This window comes from Marseilla massiliensis, assembly GCF_016899955.1.
Classification (GTDB): domain Bacteria; phylum Bacteroidota; class Bacteroidia; order Bacteroidales; family Bacteroidaceae; genus Prevotella; species Prevotella intestinigallinarum.
Map to the genome: position 1 here is coordinate 15,655 of NZ_JACJJL010000020.1, position 24,635 is coordinate 40,289.

Annotated in this window: 20 protein-coding genes; 11 read left to right on the top strand and 9 right to left on the bottom strand. The window is 55.0% G+C overall.

Features of this window, described 5'->3' with window-relative positions; all coding sequences use genetic code 11:
- The first annotated feature begins 24 nt into the window (after positions 1 to 24).
- The 5 genes from H6B30_RS11475 to H6B30_RS11495 all read left to right on the top strand — a co-directional run bounded on the left by H6B30_RS11475 (position 25) and on the right by H6B30_RS11495 (position 7,217).
- Positions 25 to 1,182 (top strand): SusF/SusE family carbohydrate-binding protein, encoded by a 1,158-nt coding sequence (locus tag H6B30_RS11475; protein WP_205110735.1) that lies wholly within the window; start codon positions 25 to 27, stop codon positions 1,180 to 1,182.
- A gap of 71 nt (positions 1,183 to 1,253) precedes the next feature.
- The gene (locus H6B30_RS11480) at positions 1,254 to 2,576 is read left to right on the top strand and encodes an Outer membrane protein SusF domain-containing protein (RefSeq protein WP_239483938.1); all 1,323 of its coding nucleotides are present in this window, start codon (positions 1,254 to 1,256) and stop codon (positions 2,574 to 2,576) included.
- 96 nt (positions 2,577 to 2,672) lie between these two features.
- Entirely contained in the window at positions 2,673 to 3,764 is a 1,092-nt protein-coding gene (locus tag H6B30_RS11485; protein ID WP_205110739.1) for a glycosyl hydrolase 53 family protein, read from the top strand.
- A gap of 99 nt (positions 3,765 to 3,863) precedes the next feature.
- Positions 3,864 to 5,882: a chitobiase/beta-hexosaminidase C-terminal domain-containing protein gene (locus H6B30_RS11490; protein WP_239483940.1), complete on the top strand. Its 2,019-nt coding sequence runs from the start codon at positions 3,864 to 3,866 to the stop codon at positions 5,880 to 5,882.
- 21 nt (positions 5,883 to 5,903) lie between these two features.
- Positions 5,904 to 7,217, top strand: a complete 1,314-nt coding sequence (locus H6B30_RS11495) for a glycosyl hydrolase 53 family protein (RefSeq protein WP_205110741.1) — start codon at positions 5,904 to 5,906, stop codon at positions 7,215 to 7,217.
- 590 nt (positions 7,218 to 7,807) lie between these two features.
- On the opposite strand, the gene H6B30_RS11500 is transcribed toward H6B30_RS11495, so the two are convergent.
- The 5 genes from H6B30_RS11500 to mscL all read right to left on the bottom strand — a co-directional run bounded on the left by H6B30_RS11500 (position 7,808) and on the right by mscL (position 13,695).
- Positions 7,808 to 8,380, bottom strand: a complete 573-nt coding sequence (locus tag H6B30_RS11500) for a DapH/DapD/GlmU-related protein (protein WP_205110743.1) — start codon at positions 8,378 to 8,380, stop codon at positions 7,808 to 7,810.
- A 461-nt stretch (positions 8,381 to 8,841) separates the two neighbouring features.
- Positions 8,842 to 9,174 (bottom strand): TIGR04076 family protein, encoded by a 333-nt coding sequence (locus tag H6B30_RS11505; protein ID WP_205110745.1) that lies wholly within the window; start codon positions 9,172 to 9,174, stop codon positions 8,842 to 8,844.
- 215 nt (positions 9,175 to 9,389) lie between these two features.
- Positions 9,390 to 10,220: a carboxylesterase family protein gene (locus tag H6B30_RS11510; RefSeq protein ID WP_205110747.1), complete on the bottom strand. Its 831-nt coding sequence runs from the start codon at positions 10,218 to 10,220 to the stop codon at positions 9,390 to 9,392.
- A gap of 34 nt (positions 10,221 to 10,254) precedes the next feature.
- Complete coding sequence (locus H6B30_RS11515) at positions 10,255 to 12,453, bottom strand: helix-turn-helix domain-containing protein (protein ID WP_205110748.1); 2,199 nt, start codon at positions 12,451 to 12,453, stop codon at positions 10,255 to 10,257.
- Positions 12,454 to 13,275: 822 nt separating this feature from the next.
- A complete protein-coding gene (gene mscL / locus H6B30_RS11520) occupies positions 13,276 to 13,695 on the bottom strand; it encodes a large-conductance mechanosensitive channel protein MscL (RefSeq protein ID WP_205110749.1) in 420 nt (139 codons plus the stop codon).
- A 203-nt stretch (positions 13,696 to 13,898) separates the two neighbouring features.
- Between mscL and gap the strand changes: the two genes are divergently transcribed.
- The 3 genes from gap to H6B30_RS11535 all read left to right on the top strand — a co-directional run bounded on the left by gap (position 13,899) and on the right by H6B30_RS11535 (position 16,921).
- Positions 13,899 to 14,909 (top strand): type I glyceraldehyde-3-phosphate dehydrogenase, encoded by a 1,011-nt coding sequence (gene gap, locus H6B30_RS11525; RefSeq protein ID WP_205110751.1) that lies wholly within the window; start codon positions 13,899 to 13,901, stop codon positions 14,907 to 14,909.
- A gap of 79 nt (positions 14,910 to 14,988) precedes the next feature.
- Positions 14,989 to 15,909 carry a tRNA (adenosine(37)-N6)-dimethylallyltransferase MiaA gene (gene miaA, locus H6B30_RS11530; protein WP_205110752.1) on the top strand — a complete coding sequence of 307 codons (921 nt, stop codon included), beginning with the start codon at positions 14,989 to 14,991 and terminating at the stop codon, positions 15,907 to 15,909.
- Between the two features lie 70 nt (positions 15,910 to 15,979).
- Positions 15,980 to 16,921 carry a diacylglycerol/lipid kinase family protein gene (locus H6B30_RS11535; protein WP_205110753.1) on the top strand — a complete coding sequence of 314 codons (942 nt, stop codon included), beginning with the start codon at positions 15,980 to 15,982 and terminating at the stop codon, positions 16,919 to 16,921.
- A gap of 37 nt (positions 16,922 to 16,958) precedes the next feature.
- On the opposite strand, the gene H6B30_RS11540 is transcribed toward H6B30_RS11535, so the two are convergent.
- Positions 16,959 to 17,663: a Crp/Fnr family transcriptional regulator gene (locus H6B30_RS11540; protein WP_439116967.1), complete on the bottom strand. Its 705-nt coding sequence runs from the start codon at positions 17,661 to 17,663 to the stop codon at positions 16,959 to 16,961.
- Positions 17,664 to 17,907: 244 nt separating this feature from the next.
- Between H6B30_RS11540 and H6B30_RS11545 the strand changes: the two genes are divergently transcribed.
- From H6B30_RS11545 to H6B30_RS11555, 3 genes are all read left to right on the top strand, one after another.
- Positions 17,908 to 19,860: a glycogen debranching enzyme N-terminal domain-containing protein gene (locus H6B30_RS11545; RefSeq protein ID WP_205110755.1), complete on the top strand. Its 1,953-nt coding sequence runs from the start codon at positions 17,908 to 17,910 to the stop codon at positions 19,858 to 19,860.
- An 18-nt stretch (positions 19,861 to 19,878) separates the two neighbouring features.
- Entirely contained in the window at positions 19,879 to 21,147 is a 1,269-nt protein-coding gene (locus H6B30_RS11550) for a glycosyltransferase family 4 protein (protein WP_205110756.1), read from the top strand.
- Between the two features lie 90 nt (positions 21,148 to 21,237).
- Complete coding sequence (locus H6B30_RS11555; protein ID WP_205110757.1) at positions 21,238 to 22,644, top strand: glycoside hydrolase family 57 protein; 1,407 nt, start codon at positions 21,238 to 21,240, stop codon at positions 22,642 to 22,644.
- Positions 22,645 to 22,758: 114 nt separating this feature from the next.
- On the opposite strand, the gene H6B30_RS11560 is transcribed toward H6B30_RS11555, so the two are convergent.
- From H6B30_RS11560 to H6B30_RS11570, 3 genes are all read right to left on the bottom strand, one after another.
- Positions 22,759 to 23,364, bottom strand: coding sequence for a hypothetical protein (locus H6B30_RS11560; protein ID WP_205110758.1), 606 nt, complete (start codon positions 23,362 to 23,364; stop codon positions 22,759 to 22,761).
- Positions 23,364 to 23,945 (bottom strand): DUF4274 domain-containing protein, encoded by a 582-nt coding sequence (locus H6B30_RS11565; protein ID WP_205110759.1) that lies wholly within the window; start codon positions 23,943 to 23,945, stop codon positions 23,364 to 23,366. Before H6B30_RS11565 ends, H6B30_RS11560 begins: the two co-directional genes overlap by 1 nt.
- A gap of 450 nt (positions 23,946 to 24,395) precedes the next feature.
- On the bottom strand, positions 24,396 to 24,605 hold the full coding sequence (locus H6B30_RS11570) for a hypothetical protein (RefSeq protein WP_205110760.1): 210 nt from the start codon (positions 24,603 to 24,605) through the stop codon (positions 24,396 to 24,398).
- Between the last annotated feature and the right edge of the window lie 30 nt (positions 24,606 to 24,635).

The following is a 24,635-nucleotide window of genomic DNA, read 5'->3' on the forward strand; positions in this document are numbered from 1 at the left end:
TTAATTTAATTAAAGATAATAGCGATGAATAAGATAATAAAGTCAATGTTGATGATGGTGGTGGGGCTTGGCTTGCTTACAGCCTGCTCCGACGATACGGACTCTAACCCGACTGTTGTTACACCAACAAAGTTTGTCCTGAATACACCGGCGGCTGCGAACCAGCCCATCGACCTCACCAACTCAACAACGGTGAACCTGACTTGTTCACAGCCAGACTACGGTTTCCCGGCAAGTACAGGTTATACAGTGCAGGTGTCTTTAAAGTCCGACATGAGCGACTCTATCGAGATAGCACAGGTTTTTTCGTCGGTGAACATCAATCTGGATGCTTACACATTGGCAAGCGCCCTCACACAGCTTGAGCTTTCTGAAGGCAAGACCGAGCAGGACTTCCCGCTTGTGAGCAAGGTTTATTTGCGCCTGAAGGCACAGATGCTTACCAGCACCAACTCTCCTGTGCCTGGCACGGAGATTCTCTCAAACGTGATTAGCTTGGACAAGGTCATGTTCGAGTTCTCTCTGCCCCCTGTTACTGTGCCAGAGAAACTTTATGTCATGGGCAACTTCACCGATGGTAAGTGGGACAAGGCCGTCGAGATGGTCATGGTTAATGGCACTACCAATGTGTTCTGGGCCATGGTATATGTTGATGCTGACGGCATCATGTTCAACTCGGCCATGGCTTACGATGGCAATGAGGTTGGATATGCAGGATTGAACTCAGTGTCCGGAGACCTTGCAAGCCAGATAAAGGATAATGGCGGCAAGATAGCATCAGACAAACCACAATGGACACTCATGGTTGTCTCAGCGTCAGTGTCGGGCCGTACAATCCTTTACGACGTTCAGTTCTTGAAGCCCGAGGTATGGCTTATGGGCCCGTGCATCGGCGACAAGGACTGGAAGGAGCAGAATCCTGCAGGTCTTTTCAGTGTTCCTGCAGACGCCAAGGGTTCGTTTGAGTCGCCCGCCTTCACGGGAGCAGTGCCCGGTGGTGATGGTGACGGAGTGCGCGTTTACGTCAAAGTGCCCGGATATGATTGGTGGAAGTCTGAGTTTATCGTTATTTCAGGCAAGATAGTTTACCGCGGCACAGGTGGTGACCAGCAGCGTGTGGCAGGTTCTGTCGGCCAGAAGATGTATCTGAACTTCGCTACCGGCACCGGCGAAATTAAGTAATAACAACTTTATATTGACGAATTATGAAAAGGAAATCATTATATGCGCTGACAGGTTTAGTACTGTTAAGTATGGCATCATGTTCTGATGATTATACTGATTGGGCCAATCCGCAGTCGAGTGCGCAAGAACCGGCTATCACAATACCTGGTTTTTCTTCATCATACGTAGGTGATGCAAGTTATGTCGTAGACTTGTCGGCAAGCGAGTCAGACAGCGTTAAACTGTTTTCATTGGCCGTTCCGGCTCTTCCAGAGGGTTACTCGGTTGAGAATGTGCGTGCTGAATTGCTTGATGGCAACCAGTCCAAGCAGGTGCTTAACGGTGATGTCAACGGCAGGGTGGCAACAGCCGAGCTCCAAGACGCTGTGGTCACGTCTTATGGCAAGCGTCCCACGGCACGTCCTTTTACCGTGCATATATATGCCAATGCCACGAAGAATGGCGAGGCTGTGTTTGTAGATGCCGGTTCTTTTGAGGCAAAGGTATCTCCTTCAGCCCCGTATCGCATCGACGATGGGTATTATTTCCAGTATGGCGATAACAACACTGCGGAGTTTACCCACAGCAGTGCCGATGTCTACGACGACCCGGTGTTCACCGTTACGGTGAAGACAACCGAGGACAACGCCACTTGGCAGATAGTGTCGAGCGCTGCTACCAACGATGAAGGATTGTATTTCGGCCCCGAAAAGGATGGCAGCACCGAGCTCAGTGGCAAGCTCGTGTCTGAGAACGCCGGCAAAGGCGTGCTCGGGAAGGCAGGTCACTACCGCATAACCATCAACATGTGGGAGCGCACTTATGCCATCGAGGCATTGAACTTTGCCCCATACATATACGAGATTGGCAACAACACCAGTTGGTCGTCGACCATTCCGCTTGCCGGTGTGAACTATGACGGCACCTACCGTGGCTTTGCTTACCTCAACGGTGAATTCAAGTTCAAGCCCAACCCTGACGACAACTGGACCGGCGACTGGGAGAAGGCTTCGGGCGACGCTTACTCTGGAACCCTCACCGAGAACGGAAGCAGCAACATCGACGCGCCTGAGACAGGCTTCTATATGATGGATGTGAACATCGTTTCGATGACATACAACCTCACCCGCATCAACACCATCGGCCTCATCGGCGATGCTACGTCTGGCGGATGGGACACCGACACAGAGATGACGTACGATGTAAGCGAGGGATGCTGGACTGTCACCACGTCGCTTGTTGACGGCAAGTTCAAGTTCCGTGCCAACAAAGGCTGGGACATCAACTGGGGCGGAAGCATAGACAACCTTACTTCCGGTGGCAGTGACATCAGTGTGTCTGCCGGCAATTACACCATCAAGCTGTATCTGTCGTGCGAAGGCATGAACCATTGCACCATGACAAAGAATTGATTTCTTTGTTAAGAATAGAGGGGAGCTCCGTTGTAATCGGCGGAGTCTCCCTTTTTTCAATTTCATCTTTTTTTATTTATAACCTAAAACGACCACATGCGAAAACCATTACTTCTTTTGGCCCTGGCTGCTTCTGTCTGTGCGGTTGCCCAGCAACGGCTGCTCGGTGGCGACATATCTATGTTGCCGTCATACGAAGAGAGCAAGGCTGTCTACCGTGATTCGGAAGGCAAGGCGGTAAAACCGCTTGAAATGTTCAGCCAACTTGGTTGGAATGCCATGCGCGTAAGGCTGTTTGTCGACCCCGGGCTGGCCCCCGCCGACCACAAGGATGAAGGAGTGTGCCAGGACATCGGCTACGTCAGGCGTCTGGGTGCAAGGATAAAGCGAGCCGGTTTCCGCTTTATGCTCGACTTCCATTACAGCGATACATGGGCCGACCCGGGCAAGCAGTTCATGCCCGCACGTTGGTCGGGAGTGCCTCGGACGGCTCTTCCCGACAGCGTCTATGCCTATACCCGAGCAAGCCTTGAAGCATTGGTCGGTGCAGGTGCAGCCCCCGACCTCATACAGGTGGGCAACGAGATAAGCAACGGCATGATGTGGCCCGAGGCAAAGACATCGCCATTCGACGATGCCAACCAGCAACTCTTCGGCAGCCTGCTTGCCGCCGGTTGCCGTGCCTGCCGCGATGTGTGCCCTGAAGCAAAGATTATCATCCACACAGAGAAGGCCGGCGACTGGGCATTCACCAAGGCGTTCTATGACCGTCTGGCCACGCTCGACTATGATGTCATAGGCCTGAGCTACTATCCGATGTGGCACAAGGCCGTGGGAGTGCTGTCGGCAACACTCGATTCGCTTGCGGTGCGTTATCCCGACAAGCCTGTCATGATTGTCGAGACGGCTGCCTACTACTCTCACGCCAACGACCGTTGGGCAACCTCGCCCGACCAATATGCCGAGTTTTATCCCATCAGCATCGACGGGCAGCGCATGTTCACACGCGAACTGGTGGCCGAATTGCGCCGCCATGCCAATGTCACCGGACTGTTCTGGTGGTTTCCCGAGGAGAACGGCAGCTGCGGCAGTATGATGGGCAATTGGATCAACCGTGGACTCTTTGACAACCGCACCGGCAGGCTGCTGCCGGCAGCGTATGATTTCATGGGGTTCATCGGTGAGTAGGCCCGTGTCTCCGTCGCTTTCCGTTGCACATCGGTTTTATGATAGACTCTTTTAAGAGATGTACAAATAGCAATTCAATTACTAAAAACAAAACCTTTTATGAAAATATTCAATTCTCTTTTGGCTTCGATGCTGCTCTTTCCGGCTTGCTTGAATGCACAAGGCTGGCCGGCCAACTATGGTGGCGTGATGCTGCAAGGGTTCTACTGGGACTCGTTTGTAGACACCCAATGGAGCAACATCGAGTCGCAGGCCGACGAACTGTCCGAGTTTTTCGACCTCGTTTGGGTGCCCCAGAGCGGCAACTGCAACACAACCTACAACGTGATGGGCTACACCCCGGTGTACTATTACGACCAGAACAGCAGTTTCGGAACCGAGTCGCAGTTGCGCTCTATGATTTCGGCGCTCGGCAAACGCGGCGTTGGCGTCATTGCCGATGTCGTTGTCAACCACCGTGGCTCGCTCGGTGTGGGCGGTTCGTGGGTTGACTTCCCTGCCGAGACCCACAACGGCGTGACATACCAGATGGGTCTTGCCGATATTTGCCGTGATGATGATGGCGGAGCTACGGCCCGTCTGTACAACGTCACCGGGGCGGCAGACACGGGCGAAGACTGGAGCGGGATGCGCGACCTTGACCATACGTCGAAGAATGTGCAGGACAATGTCATTGCATACTTGCGTTTCCTGAAAGACGAGCTTGGTTATGCCGGCTTCCGTTACGACATGACCAAGGGCTATGCTGCCAAGTATACGGGCCTCTACAACTCTACCGTGGCACCCCAATTCTCTGTCGGCGAGTATTGGGATGGCAACGCAACATTGCTGCGCAACTGGGTTGACGGCACCATGGTTGACGGCAAGCCTCAGTCGGCTACGTTTGATTTCGCCACCCGATATGCCATCCGCGATGCCTGCAACGGCGGTAACTGGAGCAAGCTCTCGGGCATAGGACTGGCTTCTTATCGCGACTACAGGCGCTACGCCGTCACGTTTGTCGAAAACCACGATACGCAATACCGCGATGCCTCCAGCCTCGGCGACCCCGTGCACTCGTATGTCGAGGCTGCCAATGCCTACATACTGACCATGCCCGGCACGCCATGCGTGTTTCTTTCTCACTGGAAGGGTTACAAGAATGCCATAAAGCAGCTTGTGACGGTGCGCAAGATGGCCGGCATAACCAACCAAAGCGCCACCCGGGTGCTCAACAACGCTTCTTCACTTTTTGCTGTCGAGGTTACCGGCACCAAGGCCGGCGTCATTGGGGTCTATGGCACAGGGGCATATACAGCGCCTGCTGGCTACAAGCTCACGGCGTCAGGCAGCGGTTACAAGGTATATGTGTCAGGTTCGGCCGAGTCGCCTTGGGCTAGTGCACCGTCGGGCACGTATGATGGTGCTTTCAGTGTCACCCTGTCGGCCATCAGCGCCGATGCCTCGGCACGCATTGTCTATACCACCGACGGCACCGAGCCAACGGCCTCGTCGGCATCGCTGCCCGATGGCGGCAGTGTCAGGATAACCGCCACAACCACGCTCAAGGCTGGCTTGCTCAGCGGCGGCGTGGTGAGCAACGTTATCACGCGGCATTATGCCATCGAGCCTTTCGAAGCCCACAAGGCCACGGTCTATGTGAAAGACCCGGGGTGGAGCTCGCTATATCTTTATGCCTGGGCAAACGATGCTGCCTCGACACAACTCAACGGCGCATGGCCCGGCAGCAGGGTTACGGCCACCTGTGACATCAATGGCGAGCGTTGGTATTACCAATCGTTTGATGTTGCCACGTCCGATTATTCGTTTAACGTGATATTCGACCAAGGCAGCAGCTCCGGCCAGACAGTAGACATAGGCCCGATATCCGAAGACAAGTATTACGTCATATCCGAAGGGATGACCAACGGCAAGTATACCGTTACCGATGTCACCGGCGATTACTCGGCCATAAGCGGTGTCGTGGCCGGCGACCTTGCCTCGCAAGGCCCTGTGAAAGTCTACACCGTGGGCGGCCAATTGCTGCGTGTGGCCCCTGCCGGCACCTCTGTCGCAAATGCCGTTGACGGCCTTGGCAAGGGCATCTATATCGTAGGTGGAAAGAAAGTGGTAAGGTAAACCAACCCAACCCTGCTTTTTATGAGAATCAAAATCATCGTTGCGGCGCTGGCGTCAGTACTCCTGATGCCGGCGTCGGCACATAAATATGTAGGAGGCGACATTTCGTTGCTTGCCGACTACGAGGCCCATGGCGCCCAGTATTACGACGCCTCGGGGCAGCCCATTGCCCGGTTGCTGCCGTTCTTCGGCCGTCAAGGGTTGAACGCCATGCGCCTCAGGCTCTTCGTCGACCCGTCCAAGGCCACAGATGCCGAGAAAGGCGAGGGCGTGAAGCAAGACCTTGACTACGTGAAAGCCTTCGGTCGGCGCATAAAGGATGCCGGTTTTTCACTGTTGCTCGATTTACATTACAGCGACACCTGGGCCGACCCTGCCAAGCAGTTCACCCCCGACGCATGGCGTGGGCTCAGCGGCGACGCCCTCAACGAGCGTCTATATGATTACACGCGCAACGTGCTTGAGGAGATGGTTGCGGCCGGGGCAGCCCCCGACCTCATACAGACCGGCAACGAGATAAGCTACGGCATGCTGTGGGGGCCGCGTTATGATGAAGGCTCGTGGCAGCGTTATTATGCCGTTGGCGGCACCGAGGCAACCGAAAAACGCTTCACCTCCCTTCTTGCCTCTGCCATCAGGGCGTGCCGCGAGATATGCCCGAAGGCCCGCATCGTGCTTCACACCGAGCGCGTGGCCCAACCGTCGTATCTCACCGCCTTTTATGATGACATGGATGCGGCCGGGCTCGACTACGACATCATAGGCTTGAGCTATTACCCTTACCACCACGGCCCGCTCCAATCGCTTGATGCTGCGCTCACAACGTTGGCGGAGCGCTTCGCCGACAAAGAGGTGATGATAGTCGAAACGGGCTATTACCATGCGTGGCAACCGTCGGATGTTTACTTCGACTACTCTTCTGTCTACCCCATCAGCGGGGCCGGCCAGAAGGCGTTTGCCGACGACTTGGTGGACATGCTCAGCCGTCACGCCAATGTTACCGGACTGTTCTGGTGGTTTATGGAGGCCAACGAGTGTGGACTCGACTGGGCTACCAACCGCGTTACCGACAATTGGTATAACGCCGGACTGTTTGACAACCAGACCGGGAGGGCCATGCCGGCATTGTCGTCGCTGGCCCGTTTTAATGTGACTGCAGGCATGGCGGGCCATGCTGTCGGCGGCGGTGTCGGCGGCGGTGGCCCGGTTTACACCTTGGGCGGTGTGCGTGTGACTTCAGGCAATGGTGCCGGCCAGTTGCCGCCGGGCATATATGTAACCGCCGACGGCCGGAAGTTGAGCATTGGCCGTGGCCACGGCGGTGTGGCCGAATAAGCTGTAGGCACACCGGGCCGCCTACGGCCGGGGCTACAGCCGTGTGGCTTGGGAGGCGCGAGAGGCTGTCGATGACATTCGTCTGTATGCCAAACGGTATCATGACAAGGCCGCAGGCTAAGAAAAAAAGGAGAGCCGGGCAGTTGGGAAGATGGCTTGTGTATTTATGCATGCCGGCATAGCAGTCTTTAGCCATACAGCCGCCGGCAGTGCATGCCGTAAGGCTGTCGTTGCCCTACAGCCTCATGTAAAGCCAAAGTCACAACCCCTTGGCTCTCCTTAAGCCCAATCTGCCATTTTGGTTTACAAGCGGTTTCGCCATGTAGGCGTGCCGCTTGTTTTTCAACATTGTCGGAAACGTAGCGCATGGCGCCAAGAACAACGGCCCGACATGTCATCTGCAAATGATGCGTAGCGGTTGTTCTGCACACTGACAGTGTGGATGCTGCCCATTGCCGGTATGTAGGCCAGGCATTGTTCAAGTCGTATCAAAATCATTGCAGCATCATCAATTTCGCGTCGGGCAGCTCATTACCCGCAGCAGGCATGCCGTAGTGCCTGCGTTACCTCCGCTTCGCTGCCCGCTCCCGTCAGGCGTTGTCATGTATGCTCCTGATGGCCTTGGCCGGCACTCCGCCTACAATCGTGTCGGCAGCCACGTCTTTTGTCACCACAGCTCCGGCTGCAATGATGGCGTTGTCGCCCACGGTCACGCCGGGAAGTATGGTAACGTGGGCGCCTATCCACACCCCCTTGCCAATCACTATCGGCGCGTGCGTCATGTTCTGCCTGTCTTCCGGTTGGAAGCCGTGGTTCAGCGTGGCCATCATTGTGCCCGGGCCTATCAGGCAACCGTCGCCGATGAAGATTCCGCCCTGGTCTTGAAACTGGCAGCACGAGTTGATAAACACATTCTTGCCAATGTGGATGTTCTTTCCGAAATCGGTGTAGAACGGCGGAAACATGCGGAATGTCGGGTCGACGTTGCTGCCGGTTATTTTGCAGAACAGTCCCACAATCTCCTCGTCTGTGTGATAGTTGGTGTTCAAGTCCATGAGCACCTTCCTTGTCTGTGCGGTTTGTTCGCGCATGAATGTAATCATCTCGGTGCCTTCGAGCGGTTTGCCTTCGGCTATCAATTGTTGGAATTTCTCTATTGTCATTGTTTTTCCTGTTTGTTGGTTCAGTTACCTGCAGGCTGTCGTGCCGCCGTATGTAAGTAGGTGTTCAAAATCAATTGCCATCAAATTGTGCATTATTTCTGAGATGCATGCCAAAGTCCGAAGAGAGAGCGTAGCGGGCTACGCGACCGATGAGACTTGGGTATGCGGCCCGAAAGGGCACACAAGGTGGTGGCAAAGATATAGAGGACACCTGCAAGGTCTATTGTATCGGTTAATTTTGAACAGCTACTTATGTCAATACATTTGCAGCGTGCTTCCCTGACAGCGGTGTCGCCGCTCTCCTTGCGTAGAAGTCATGAGGATGTGGTTCACTGAAGTGACGGCCCAACCATCGGCAAATCAAACTTTAGATTGCCTTCCGTTGTAATTTAACTCCTTGTTCGAAGTGCAGCACAGCGATAACTCCGTCTGCCTCATTCCAACTCCCCCAAACATCGCCTTCACTTCTTTTCCGGGTTGGGGATGTCCTCGTCGGTTGTTTCAAGCTTGAAATATACTGGGCGGAACCCGTCGTTGCAGCAAGCAATGGCAGTGCGTGGCTGGCGGCACCAGTTGTCGAAGAAGAAACTCTCGACCCCGTTTTGCAGAGCGAAAATGTATTGGTGCATACACTTCCAAGCCGTATTGCACAGTCCGGGCGGGCAGTCGATGCCTGCATAGAACACCTGGCCGTCTTTCAGCCTGCCGCAAGGGCCGAGCCCGTCGCATCCGTATTCGGCAGCGAGGTCGGCCTTGAACTCTCTCTTCAAAACCGTAATCTTTACTTTCTTCATTGTTTTATAGATTTTGTTTAGTTTTGTTTTTATTGGCCAGGGCCCATCACGTGGCTAAGCCATGGCCCCATGCGGCCGTTGCGGCGCGGGGCGTTGTGGCAGTAGGCCTATGCCGGCTGCAAAGTTAATGACAAGGCGCTAAAAAGTCTGTATACCCATTGCCGTGAAACATACCATTATTACTGATATTCACGTCAAGCCTCGCTTGTTTCGCCTCAGGGCTGTTTCGTAGGTTTTATTTCGTCCACAATGTCAAACTCGGTGGCCTTTGGGTCGAGGTCAGAGTAAGCGTTTCTCAGGTCATCTTTTGTTATGGTGACATCGCGGTCAACCTCGCGCGGATTGTCGAGCGTAGTGTGGAAGAACAGCCAGTCGTAAGTCTGCTTAAGGTAGAGCAGCCGGGCCAGGTCGCCGTGCGATGCCCCCGGCACCCAGTCGTAGCGCAGCAGCCCGTCGTTGCCCGACTCCTTGATGGCCTCTACCACAGCCTTCGACTGGCTTACGGGCACAGCCCTGTCGGCCGTGCCGTGCAGAATCCACAGCGGTATGCGTCCGAGCCCGCCGAAGTCTTTGAGCGTGCTGCCTCCGCACAGGGCCATGGCTGCTGCCACACGGTCGGGGTAAGTGCCGGCGAAGTCGAGCGTGCCGTATCCGCCGAGGCTCATGCCAATAACATAAACACGGGTGGTGTCTATGTCGTGGCGCGCCTCCACCCAGTCGAGCACGCGCGCAATCTTGTCGGGGCGCCATGCCCCGCCGGGGTTTTGCGGGGCAATCACCATGCAGGGATAGTAGCGGCCTTTGGCTATGGCGTGCAGCAGGCCGTAGCGGCGCACCCTCTGCATGTTGTTGCCGCATAGGCTTGCCCCGTGCAAGAAGATTATCACCGGCACACGGCGGTGGTCGGTCACGTATTCGCTTGGTGCGTAGAGCCAGAAGTTGTAGCCTTCTTCCACCACATTGCGCATGGCTGCCAGCTGTCCGTGTTGGGCGTGGGCCGCCAGTGTGGCGAGGGCTATGATGATGGTTGTCAACAGTCGTTTCATGTCGTTGTGCATTTGGTTGTTGCCCGGCGCATCACTACTGGGGGTTGTCAATGCCATAGATGCGCTTTACGAGCATTATTTCCTTGTATGATATTTCGTCGCCCAGGGCCTCCCTGATGTCTGCCGTGCGAGTGTTGTCGGGGTGCATCCTGGCGTAGTTGCGAATGGTGTCTATGTGCTCTTGTGTCACCAGCTGGTCGATGGGCAACCGGTCTTCGGTCACATATTGAGCCAGGTGGCCAAACACAGTGTCGGTGGTCAGGTGACGCTCGGCCGCAATCTGCTCCACAGTCATGCCTGCGGTAAACATGGCGTGGGTCACCTCGCGTGTCGACAGTTTGGGCGCCTTTGGCCCGGCTTTGCCTTTGGTTGCGGCCGCGCCCTTGGGGCGTGCCGTTTTTGTCGCCGTCTCTGCAGGTTCGTCGCCCAGCACTATGGCCGCCTTGCGGCGCAGGTAGTCGTTGGTAGTGAACTCCGTGTCGGCCCGGCCTTCATAGTCGAGCAGCCTCGACTTCAGCGACAGCTCGTCGGCAAGCGTGGCCCGGCGGTCGTCAAACTGTTTCCTCACCGTCTTGTTGCCGGTCTCCACGCGCGTCTTGGCCAGCAAGGCGGCGAGCGGCTTGAGCTGCCCGGCAAAGTAGGCAGCCGCCTTGTGCACACGCTCTTGCAGCAGGCTGCTGCCTGCCGAGGGCTCTTTGGCGAGTATGGCCCGGTATTGCGCCCCGAACTTTTCGGCCACCCCGGCCATCACCGCCACCGACTGTTGCGCCCGGGTGTATTCGGTTAGCAGCGCGTGGCATCTGTTGTAGAAATGCTCAGAGAGCGTTCGCGTCATCTGCTCTACGGCCTGCGCCAGCGCTCCGAAGCCAAACAGCTCGTCGAGCGTCTGCGCCACATATTCGCGCTGCAGCGCGTTCAGCGTCTGCGGGGTGGGGCGGTTGGCTTCGGCGCAGCTGATGAACGTGTCGACGGTGGCGTCGCTTATCACTGCCTCGCGGCTTAGCGGGGCGTCGAGCACCAGGCCCTCGAGCGACTTGCACCGGCTCAGCGCCACATAGGTCTGGCCGTGGGCAAACGAGCGCGAGGCGTCGATGATGGCATGCTCAAACGTCAGTCCCTGGCTCTTGTGTATGGTGATGGCCCATGCCAGGCGCAGCGGGTATTGGCGGAACACGCCCTCCACAGCCTCGGTTATCTCTTTTGTGCTTTCGTCGAGGGTGTAGCGCGTGTTCTCCCATTCGGCCGGCTCCAGTTCGATGACCTCGCCCGAGTCGCGGCTTCTCACCCTCAGGCAGTCGTCTTCGGCGCACACCACGGTGCCTATCATGCCGTTGTAGTACGAGTGGTCGGGCGCGTTCTTTATAAACATCACCTGTGCGCCTTCTTTTATGGTGAGCCGTTCGTCGGCCGGATAGCTGTTTTCGGGAAACGTGCCCTCGACGGTGGCCCGGTAGGTCACGGCCTGGCCCGGCAGTAGGGCCAGCTCGCGGTCGTTGACGGCCTGCGCCTGGTAGTTGTGGGTGGTCAGCCTGATGTAGTCGCTGTCGGGCGGCGGCACGAAGCCGGGCACGCACCGGCGGTTGAGCTCGGCCAGCGTCGACTCGTCGGCGCGGTTCTCCCTGATTTTGTTGAGCAGCGCCAGAAACCGCGAGTCCTGCTGCCTGTACACCTTCTGCAGCTCAATAGTCTGGCAGGGGGCCATGGCCAGGGCCTTGCTCGAAAAGAAGTAAGGCGTGTCGTAGTATTGCTTCATCATCTCCCATTCGTCGTCTTTCACCACCGGGGCCAGCTGCTGCAGGTCGCCAATGAGCAGCAGCTGCACGCCGCCGAAGGGTCGGTCGTGGCGTCGGTAGCGGCGCATGACAGAGTCGACGGCGTCGAGCAGGTCGGCGCGCACCATGCTTATCTCGTCGATCACGAGCAGGTCGAGCGTGCGCAGTATGTTGCGTTTCACCTTGCCAAACTGGTAGCGGCGCTTCTCTTTTGCCCCGAATGACGCTCCGGGCACGTAGGGCGACAGCGGTAGCTGGAAGAACGAGTGGATGGTTGAGCCCCCGGCGTTGATGGCGGCAATGCCCGTTGGCGCCAGCACCACCATGCGCTTGGGCGACTGCCGGCGCAGTTCGCGCAGGAATGTGGTCTTTCCCGTTCCGGCCTTGCCGGTTAGAAACACGTTGGCTCCGGTGTTCTCAACCAGTTGCCATGCCATGTCAAGTTCTTCGTTCTTTTCCATTCGTCGTTTGTGTTTGTGTCTTTTTTTCAGGTTTCGCTTGCGCCATGCCCACCGCGGCGCCTCGGCTTCAGGCCTCGGTTGGTGGCATCCATGCCTCTGACATGCTGTGCCGAGCCAAGAGGGTGGTGGGCCATCGTCAGGCTTGATAGGCTGATTCCCGCGCTATCCCAAGGCAATGCAAGCGAGCATGATGCAAGTTAGCTTGCACATCACCGGGCGCAGCTTGCCTTATGCAAAGGTATAACAAAAATGCAAGACAGCCAAACGGCCGGCTCCTATTTTGACTTTGGTGCACGGTGGCGCGTTGCCCCGCTGGCAGGTTGCCCGCGGTCGTGGCACATTGGCATGGGTGCCGCAGCCCGGTTTTGGTAATGATATTTCGCAACGGCGCCAGGCTTCCGTATTCCACTGACCCACAGGATATTGCCATAGAGGCCGTCCGACCAGTCAAAAAGTGCCGTTTCGCGTTGCAAGACGGTGCATCTTGCAGTGCGAAACGGCACATATTGCCCGCCCGTTGTGGGCCGTTGGCCTTGCCGGAGCGCAATTGTAATAAATTATTTTCTTGCCCTTTGGTTGCCGGGATGCCACTGGCATTCAGCATCCGTTGGCTTTGGCATCCGAAGACACACATATTTTATATATCAATAGGCTGTTGTTGCCATGGCAGGGTGGCCTTGTGGCTCTGCCTGCCCGGCCGCATCCACGGCCAAGGCAGCCCGCCGCTTAGTGCAATGGCGGGCAATGCCCGTCTGCCAACGGGCGCATCGGCCTCGGCAATCAATCGCTCACGGCCCCATGGCGCGGCCCCCGGCCGCCGGCTCAGCGGTCTTTCTGTTTGAGCAGGTCGCGTATCTCGGCCAGCAGCTTCTCTTCTGCCGGTGGGGCAGGCGGCGCAGCCGGGGCGGCCTGTTTCTTGCGCGACAGCTTGTTGATGCCCTTGACAAGCATGAACACACATAGCGCGATGATGGTGAAGTCGATCATCGTCTGTATGAAGTTGCCATAGTTGATGGTGGCCGGAGCTGTGGTCTCCGGCCCGATTGCCATTGCAGGCAGCGTCAGTTTCAGTTCTGTGAAGTTAACTCCCCCGATGAGCCAGCCTATCGGCGGCATTATTATGTCGTTGACAATAGACGTGACTATTTTGCCGAAGGCGCCTCCGATGATGACACCCACTGCCATGTCCACGGCGTTGCCCTTTACTGCAAACTCGCGGAACTCTCTCATAAATTTACTCATGCTTATTTACTTTTTATATTATTTAATACGGAATGGTGCTGCAAATATAGAAAATATTTAGTAACTTTGCGGGCGAAAAAAGAAGAAAAGGCTGGTCGGTATGTCGCTTTTGGTGTTCATTGCTCAGTTGTGGGCGTTACCGGCACGGCTTGAAAAGAAAGTAAACAGGATATTTTTGAACCACTTTAAAATATAAAAGTAAGATGACTAAAATTGGTATTAACGGATTTGGCCGCATCGGCCGCTTCGTTTTCCGCGCAGCTCAGACTCGCGACGACATTGAGGTTGTAGGAATCAATGACCTTTGCCCGGTTGACTACCTGGCCTATATGCTGAAGTATGACACCATGCACGGCGCATTCCAGGGCACAATCGAGGCTGACGTTGAGAACAGCCAGCTCATCGTGAACGGCAAGAAGATTCGCGTGACTGCAGAGCGCAACCCCGCTGACCTGAAGTGGAACGAAGTTGAGGCTGAGTATGTTGTTGAGTCTACCGGCCTGTTCCTGACAAAGGAGAAGGCTCAGGCTCACATCGAGGCTGGTGCCAAATATGTTGTAATGTCTGCTCCTTCAAAGGACGACACCCCCATGTTCGTATGCGGCGTTAACTTCGACAAGTACGAGAAGGGCACACAGTTCGTTTCAAACGCATCTTGCACAACCAACTGCTTGGCTCCTATCGCTAAGGTTCTGAACGACAAGTTCGGCATCGTTAACGGCTTGATGACAACCGTTCACTCTACAACTGCCACACAGAAGACCGTTGACGGTCCGTCAATGAAGGACTGGCGTGGTGGCCGTGCCGCTTCTGGCAACATCATCCCGTCTTCTACCGGTGCCGCCAAGGCTGTGGGCAAGGTTATCCCCGAGCTCAACGGCAAGCTGACAGGTATCTCTATGCGCGTTCCTACTCTGGACGTTTCTGTAGTTGACCTGACCGTGAACCTGGCTAAGCCCGCAAGCAAAGAGGCTATCTGCGCTGCCATGAAGGAGGCTGCCGAGGGCGAGCTGAAGGGTGTTCTGGGCTACACTGAGGACGCTGTCGTTTCTTCCGACTTCCTCGGCTGCACGCTCACATCTATCTTCGACGCCAATGCAGGTGTTTATCTCACAGACACCTTCGTAAAGGTTGTGTCTTGGTATGACAACGAGATTGGCTACTCTAACAAGGTGCTCGAGCTCATCGCCCACATGAAGAAGGTTAACGGCTAATCATTTTCAATGATTTGACGATAAAATAAAGCCGCCCGGCATTGCCGGACGGCTTTTTTTTAGTACTTTTGCGGCAACTATGGCAAAGATGATAACCATAATAGGCCCTACGGCTTGCGGCAAGACGGCTGTGGCCACGCAGCTGGCCGTGAGGGTGGGCGGCGAGGTGATAAGCGCCGACTCGCGGCAAGTGTACCGCCGGATGGACATCGGCACGGGCAAAGACCTGGCCGACTATGAGGTTGGCGGGCGGCACGTGCCTTACCATCTGATTGACATCGCCGAGCCGGGAACGAAGTACAACCTCTTCCAATACCAGCACGACTTCCTCAAGGCATACGAAAGCATCCTGGCCCGGGGCGCACAGCCCATACTGTGCGGCGGCACCGGGCTTTACGTAGAGGCCGTGCTGCGGGGCTACCGGCTCGCGGCAGTGCCCGAGAACAAGGAGCTAAGGGAGCGCCTCGAAGGCAAGTCGCTGGCTGAACTGACTGAAATGCTGGCCGGGCTGAAGCGGCGCAACGGCTCGGTGATGCACAACACCACCGACGTGGACACGGCAAAGAGGGCCATAAGGGCCATAGAGATAGAGACATTCAACGGCGAAAACCCTACGGCCGGGGCCGAACTGCCGCCAATAGACTCGCTCATAGTCGGGCTGGACATCGGCAGGGAGGAGCGCAGGCGCAGGATAACAGAGCGGCTCAGGCAGAGGCTGGACAACGGTATGGTAGACGAGGTTAGGTCACTGCTCGAAAGCGGGGTGGCTGCCGACGACCTTATATATTATGGCCTTGAGTATAAGTATGTCACGGAATATGCCATCGGCCGCATAGGCTACGACGAGATGTTTGCGCAGCTCGAGATAGCCATACACCAGTTTGCCAAGAGGCAGATGACGTGGTTTCGCGGAATGGAGCGCCGCGGGCTGCACATACACTGGATAGACGCCATGAGGCCTGTGGCCGAAAAGGTTGACGAGATTATTAGGATGATGTAACGGCATGCGCGGACAGTGGCGGCCATGACCGCTGGGTGGCCCGCGCGGCGACAAAAGTAGAAGGTAGACAATGGACAACAATATCAACGACAGCCGCTGGGGAGTGCTCTACTGCCCCAAGGGAGGGCTGGGCAAGGGGGCTGCCCAGTGGAAGAAGATACAGCGAGTGCTCGATGAGCGCGGCGTTGAATACGATTTCGTGCAGAGCGAAAACACCGATAGCGTGGAGCGGCTCACACGAATGCTGATCAACAACGGATACAAGACTATAATCATAGTCGGCGGCGACTCGGCCCTCAACGATGCCGTCAACTGCCTCATGGAGGCCGGGCGCGAGGTGAGGGAGAGCGTTGTGCTGGGGGTGATACCCAACGGGCTGATAAATGACTTCGCACGTTTCTGGAACTTCAAGGAGAGCGATGTGGCACAGACCGTGGACTGGTTGATGAAGCGGCGCGTGAGAAAGATAGACCTCGGATGCATCAGGTATACCAACAAGAAAGGCGAAAACTGCCACAGGTATTTCCTCAACTGCGTCAACATCGGGCTTATTGCCGACATGATGAACCTTAGAAGGCAGACCCACCGGCTGTTCGGTTCGCAGACACTTTCGTTTGTAGTGTCTTTCGTGCTGATGCTGTTCCACCGGCTGGAATACTTCATGGACATAAAGATAAATGCCGACGAGGTGAAGCGGAAGGTGATGACGGTGTGCATAGGCAATGCCTATGGATACGGGCAGACGCCCAATGCCGTGCCTTACAACGGACTGCTCGACGTGTCGGTGGTTTACCATCCGGAGGTGACACAGCTCATAGCCGGCATCTGGCTGCTGCTCACGGGGCGCTTCCTCAATCACAGGAGCGTGCACCCTTACCGCACGCGGGAGGTCGAGATTGTAGAGACGCGGCGCGCGATGGTTGGCATCGACGGGCGGATGATGAGCACCCCGGTGGGCTCCTACAAGGTCAGCGTGGAGCAGGAGGTGGTAAACTTCCTCATACCCGAATGAACAGGCGGTGGCAGGCAGCCATTGTGGATGGGCGGCGTCAGCCACCGTTCTCAGAGATGAGGCAGAGCCTGTGTTCGTCGATTATCTTTATTTTCCTGCCGTCGGTAATGATGATGTTCTCTGAGGCGAGCGAGGAGAGTATGCGTATGGCGTTGCTCGTGGTCATGTTCGACATGTTGGCCAACTCTTCGCGGCTGAGGTAAATGCTCAGTGTCGAGCCGTCGTCTTCATAGCCATACTTGTTCTTTAGTATGATGAGCGATTCGGCCAGCCTCCCGCGCATGTGCTTCTGGGTCAGGTTGACCGTCAGCGCATCGGCTTCGCCAAGCATCTTGCACAGCTGGCGGATGAAGAAAACAGCCAGTTCGTTGTTTTCTTCAATTATGCTCCTGATGACGTTGATGGGTATCATGCATACCGTCGACGCCTCGAAGGCCGACGCCGATGTCTTGTAGTTCTCGTTTACAAACGCGGCACGGTAGCTGAAAATGCCCATCTGCTCAATGACGCGGATGATTTGTGTGCGCCCGCCTACACCGTTCATGTATACTTTTATCTTGCCTTTGAGCAGGCACATGAGGTAAGTGGGCTGCTCGTTCTGTTTGTAGATGGTCTCATTCTTCTCGAATAAGTGCACCTTGATATTGTCAACGAGGTATTTTCGTTGATCTGGCGTAAGTGGCTCCCATAGCACAGTCATTGACTCCGCAATCTTCTCCTTGTCGAAATCCTCTTTTACAATCATTATCCTGGCATACCATTTTTTGCTGCTGCAAAATTACAACATTTTGATTTAATATGTGTTTCGGCCAACTGTGAATTGTATACTGTAGGACAAAAATACTCTATTTTTATCAAAAAAATCGATTTTTTCTTTGCCGTGACGGTAAAAATGGCTAACTTTGAAAGTGATTAGTGGCGCTGTCCGGCCACCGGTGGCGCTGCTATGGATACTAATGATAATTAAAAACCTTAATACATGGACTATGAGTTATTTACGATTTGAAAAAACTGTAATGACTAACCTGGAGGAGTCTCTCCGCAAAGAGCTGCTACGGACGAATCGCTCGGGAGCATATTCGTGCTCTACCATCGTGGACTGCAATACGCGGAAGTATCACGGGTTGCTTGTCGTTCCGGTGCCAGAGCTGGATGATGACAACCATGTGCTTCTTTCATCTTTGGATGCCACGGTGATGCAACACGGCGCAGAGTTCAACCTCGGCCTCCATAAGTATCAAGGCAACAACTACAGTCCGACAGGGCATAAGTACATCCGTGAGTTCTACTGCGATAAAGTGCCAACCACGGTCTACCGAGTCGGAGGGGTGTTGCTGAAGAAGGAGGTTGTGTTCCAGCATTACGAGGACCGCATCCTTATCCGTTATACGTTGCTTGATGCGCATTCGGAGACGACATTGCGCTTCCGCCCGTTCCTGGCTTTCCGCAGCGTGCGGCAGTTTACGCACGAGAACTCTGTGGCCAGCCGCGAATACCACGAGGTGGACAATGGCATACGTACCTGCATGTATGCCGGTTATCCGGACCTGTACATGCAGTTCAGCAAGAAAAACGAGTTTGTGTTCTGCCCCGACTGGTATCGTGGTGTGGAGTATACCAAGGAGCAAGAGCGCGGCTACGCCTCGAATGAAGACCTCTACGTGCCAGGTTACTTCGAGATGAACATCAAGAAAGGCGAGAGCATTGTGTTCTCCGGATCGACTTCACCCATACATACCAGCGGGCTGAAGTCGTTGTTCGAAAAAGAGGTGGAGGAGCGCACGCCGCGCGACAACTTCTTCCATTGCCTGGTCAATGCCGCACATCAGTTCCACAAGAGGGAGAAAGACGGCAAAGACCGATACATCCTGGCCGGCTACCCGTGGTTCAAGTGTCGCGCACGCGATACGTTCATATCGTTGCCCGGGCTCACCCTTGCCATCGACGAGCAGGATTATTTCGAGATGGTGATGAAGACCGCAGAGCGTGGCCTGTGCGAGTTTATGGACGGCAAACCGCTCTCCGTGAGCATATATGAGATAGACCAGCCCGACGTGCTGCTCTGGGCTGTGTGGTCGATACAGCAGTACGCCAAGCAGGTGGGCAACGCCAAGTGCTGGCAGATGTACGGCAAGCTGCTCAAGAAGATTGTCGATTACATCATAGGCAACAAGCACCCGAACCTCAGGCTCGACGACAACGGGCTCGTTTACAGTGACGGCAGAGAGAAGCCGGTGACATGGATGAACTCCACTGCCAACGGTCGTCCGGTGGTGCCACGCACGGGTTACATCGTTGAGTTCAATGCCCTGTGGTTCAATGCGCTTAAGTTCTGTGCCGTCATGGCTTCAGAGTGTGGTGAGCAAGATGCTGCACAGAGGTTGGAAGCACGGGCGGAACTGTGCCGCAAGTCGTTCGTCGACACCTTCCTCAACGAATATGGCTATCTGTTGGATTATGTCGATGGAGGCAACATGGATTGGAGTGTCAGGCCAAACATGATATTTGCTGTGGCGCTCGACTTCTCGCCGTTGTCCCTTGACCAGAAGAAGAGCGTGCTTGACATGTGCACACGCGAACTGCTGACGCCGAAGGGGCTGCGCTCTCTGTCGCCCAAGAGCGGCGGATACAACCCGATGTATGTCGGCCCACAGGCACAGCGCGACTATGCTTACCATCAGGGTACGGCATGGCCATGGCTCGGAGGATTTTACATGGAGGCCAGCCTGAAGCTGTACAAGCGCACGCGTCTCAGTTTCATCGAGCGCCAGATGGTTGGCTATGAGGATGAGATGAACTACCATACACTGGGCACCATATCCGAGTTGTTCGATGGAAACCCGCCTTTCCATGGCCGTGGCGGAATGTCGTTCGCCATGAACGTGGCCGAGATACTGCGCACATTGAAGTTATTGGAGAATTATACCTATCAGAAATAACAGGGGAGAGCTAAGACTATGAAAGTGTTAATGTTTGGATGGGAATATCCCCCTCATGTGTTCGGTGGGCTTGCCACTGCTAACTTTGGGATATCTGAAGGCTTGCATGCTCAGGGCGATGTGGACATAACCCTGTGCCTGCCACATCCTTTTGGTGATGAGTCGCAGCACGCGGCGCGCATCATTGCTATGAATGCGGTGCCCATTGCTTGGCGTGACGTAGACTATGACTATGTTAAAAACCGCGTGGGCAACATTATGTCGCCCGACCTTTACTATAAGCTGCGCGACCATATATACGCTGACTTCAACTATATGAACGTCAACGACCTGGGCTGCATGGAGTTTGCAGGGGGCTATCCCGGCAACCTCCATGAGGAAATCAACAACTATTCCATCATCGCCGGAGTGGTGGCCAGGGCCGAGGAGTTCGACATTATACATGCGCACGACTGGCTGACTTACCCTGCCGGCATCCACGCCAAGCAGGTTAGCGGCAAGCCTCTGTGCATACATGTGCACGCCACTGACTTCGACCGCAGCCGCGGAAAGGTGAATCCCACTGTTTATTCCATCGAGAAGAACGGCATGGACTGGGCCGACTGCATTATGTGCGTGAGCGAACTGACACGCCAGACAGTCATCAACCAGTATCACCAAGACCCGCGCAAGTGTTTCACGGTGCACAATGCCGTTTATCCGTTGAAGCCAGAATATGCCGACATACCGCGCCCGGACCATAGCGGTGGCGAGCGCGTGGTGACGTTCCTCGGGCGAATCACAATGCAGAAGGGGCCCGAATATTTCGTCGAGGCTGCCAACATGGTGCTCCACCGAACCCACAACGTGCGCTTCTGCATGGCCGGGTCGGGCGACATGATGGACTCTATGATTTACCTTGCGGCCGAAAGGGGCATATCAGACAGGTTCCATTTCCCGGGCTTCATGCGCGGCAAGGAAGTGTATGAATGCCTTAAGGGGTCTGACGTCTATGTCATGCCGTCTGTCAGCGAGCCCTTCGGCATATCGCCGCTTGAGGCCATGCAGTGCGGCACTCCGTCTATAATATCATGGCAGAGCGGCTGCGCTGAAATCCTTCACAACTGCATCAAGGTGGACTATTGGGATATTCATGCCCTGGCCGACGCCATTTACTCTATATGCTCCAACGACAGCCTGTTCCATTATCTGCAGGATGAGGGCAAGAAGGAGGTTGACCAGATAACATGGATTAAGGTCGGAGCGTGGATAAGGGAACTCTACGAGCGTACGCTCGGATGGCGCTAACGGCCACTACCAAGTAACTATAGAGCTTAAACAACACATAATCAACTTACGGTGGAGTGATGACGGCCCACCAAAACAAACAAAAGCATTATGAAAACAATATGTCTTTATTTTGAGATTCACCAGATAATCCACCTCAAGAGGTATCGTTTCTTTGACATAGGTGTAGACCATTATTATTACGATGACTTTGAAAACGAGCGCAGCATAAACGACATTGCCAACCGCTCGTACATGCCTGCGCTCAACACGTTGCTCGACATGATAAAGAGCAACGGCAATTATTTCAAGGTGGCGTTCTCGCTTTCGGGTGTCGGCATGGAGCAACTTGAGATGCATGCGCCCCAAGTGCTCGAGAAGTTGCAGGAGTTGAACGACACAGGGTGCGTGGAATTCCTTGCCGAGCCATATTCTCACGGACTTTCATCACTGGCCAACGAAGATACGTTTGCCAACGATGTTAAGAAGCAGTGCGTGAAGATTGAAGAGTATTTCGGCAAGAAACCGACGGTATTGCGCAACTCTTCGCTAATCTACAGCGACGACATCGGAGGCCAGGTGGCCGCCATGGGATTCAAGGGAATGCTCACCGAGGGTGCCAAACACGTGCTTGGCTGGAAGTCGCCCCATTATGTCTACAATTGCAATATAGCCCCAAACCTCAAGCTATTGCTGCGTGACGTAGAGCTGAGCGACGACATTTCGTTGCGCTTCAACAACAGTGAGTGGGATCGTTATCCGCTGTTTGCCGACAACTATATCAACCGCATTGCGGCTTTCCCGGAGGAAGAGCGCATCATCAACATCTTCATGGAGCTGTCTGCCCTGGGCATTGCCCAGCCGCTGTCGTCAAACATCCTTGAGTTCATCAAGGCCCTGCCGGCTTGCGCCCGGGCCAAGGACATCACGTTCTCAACACCGTCGGAGATATGCTCGTCGGTGAAGAGCGTGGGCAGCCTTGACGTGCCTGACACGCTTTCGTGGGTTGACGAGGAGCGCGACGTAAGCTGTTGGCTCGGCAACGCCATGCAGCGTGACGCATTCAACAAGCTGTACAGTGTGGCCGACCGTGTGCGCATAGCCAACAACCCGCGCATCTGCCAAGACTGGGATTACCTGCAGGCAAGCAACAACTTCCGTTTCATGACCACGAAACCGGCCAGTGTGGGGCTTGACCGCGGCATTTACAGCAGCGCGTTCGACGCGTTTACCAATTACATGAACATCCTCGGCGACTTCCTCAACCGTGTCAACAGTCTTTATCCCGAGGATATAGACAACGAGGAACTCAACGGTCTGCTCACCACCATCAAGAACCAAGGCGACGAGATTGAGATGAAAGACAAGGAAATCATACGTCTCAAGGCCAAGATTGAGAAGATGCAGGCAACCGAAGACAAGCTCAAGGCAAAGGTAGAGAAGGCTGCCGCCGCCAAGAAAGCCACAACGCGCAAGGCCACGGCAAAGGCTGCCGATGCAAAGACTGAATCCAAGTGACATGGCGCTTGGCCGTTGTGTTTAGGCCGTTGCGTCGGTATCTACATGCAGAGAGGCGATGGGCATCATGCCATCGCCTCTCTTTCATATAGGCTTGCGCCAAGCCTTCAGCCCTCATTTGGCAAAGCTTCTGTACCATTCCATGAACTCTGCCACCAGCGGGGTGGGGTTGGCCTTGGCTGTCCAGCCCACAGGCTGGTCGTAGTATTCCAGTTCGTGGATTATTACCGGCAGGTCCCTGCCCAAGGCCCGGGTTATCATTTCGTTGCGGTGCAGCCTGTTGGCCACCTCGATGACAATGTCCATGAATGCCTCTTGCATTCGTCTGTCTTTCTCTTCAATCATCCTGTATCCCTCCGGGTTGCCGTTTTCTTCCTGCTTTTCGGCCTTGTTCAGTTCGTGCAGGGTGTAGAACAAGCCCTCGTCTTTAAAGTAAAGCCTGAGCATAGTGTCGTTTCCACCCAGCGTGCCCGTGTCGTCTTGCATCCAGTAAGCGTAGTTCCACTTAGCCTCCATGGCGTTGCTTGTGTTTTGTTTTTGGGCTTCCGCGTGCGAAACCGTGTTGTATCCGATTGTCACCACAGGGCGTCGCGGGTCGTCATCCACGTTGTCTTTCCAGAACGAAATGGCGTAAATGTCGCCAATCCCTTTCCGGCTCATGCGCCTCACAGCCCTTTCGGCCTTGGCGCAATAGTGCTTGATAATGTTTTCTTTGTCCATCAGTCGTCAATAAGTTCTTCAAGTCGTGATATGGTTTCTTTCAGTTCAGGCGGCACTCCGTCGGCCCATCCCTTGGTGTCTGCCACCGTTCCATTGGTCGGTATGAACATTTCCTGAGGTATGTCATCCTTCATCGTATGTCCTTCGAGCGTCTTTGTCCAGTCGTATCCCTGCTTGCAGCCGTCGTTGCCCGGGTCGAAGGCATATCTCTCGTTGCGGTAGAACCCTTCAGAATAGTTGCGTTCAATGGTCTTAATTATGTCATATTCTTCCACATACCACCTGTGTCCTTCGGCACATTCATCTATGGTGGCGAATTGCTTGCCGTATCCGGGATCCATCATCCAGTACAGCCTCAGTATCGTTCCGCGGTCTGTGTCTGGCTGTTGTGCAATCCATTTTATCACTTTGGGCGGGTTGTCAAGGCGCCAACCCCGTGCCAGCATCTCCCTGCATTCGGGCCCGTGCCGCTTAAGATAGTCGATGATGATGTCGGCCAGCAGCTCTTCGTATGCGTCTTCCCCTATGCGCTCGTCGCCCCACACGTAGTTTTTGTCTAAGATTTTCTTCAATAAAGTCATAGGTCTCTTTCTCTTTGGTTAGTTCATGCAGCGCCTTGTGCCCTTTCGTTGGCCAGGCTGCTTGTGGTTTCATGCCTTGTTGTCAGGCTTCCCGTCAATATCATTAAATCCTGCGTCGTTTCTTGCAGTGGCCTCCGAAGCGCGGTGCCGGCCATTGCCCGTGCGGCTCTTACAGTCTCATCCAGCCCGCCCACGGCCTGCAGAAAACCGCAGGTGCCGGGGGCGGTCAGCGTTTCCGCGCCGCCGTCTGCATATTGTCATCACTTGTTCCGCCTATTGCGGTTTTGGCCAACACAGCCCATGGCCATTCCGATGTGCAGTTCATCCAAGGCCGGCTGCCCGTAGCTTCCTTTTTTCCGGTGCCCGTTGCCGGCAGGCATTTGGTCGTCAGCGGCCTTTGGCCGTCTGTCTTGCTTGAATGTTGCATTTGGCAAAGATACGTATTAATTTTCATTTCCCAATGCCATTGTGAGCATTTATTTCATCGATTGCCATGGGATTTTTTTCTACTGTTTGCAGTCTTGTGCCGTTGCCGTTGCCGTTAGCCGTTGCTTGCCGGTCTGTTTCTCGTGTTTTTCTCCGTCTGTGTTGCAGCCCCGGCTGTTGCTTTCCGTGGCCGTCCATGGGTTTCATGCCGCTCCGTCGGTCTTTTGCCTTCATGCATTGTGTCGTCTGTTGTTTCGTTGTTTT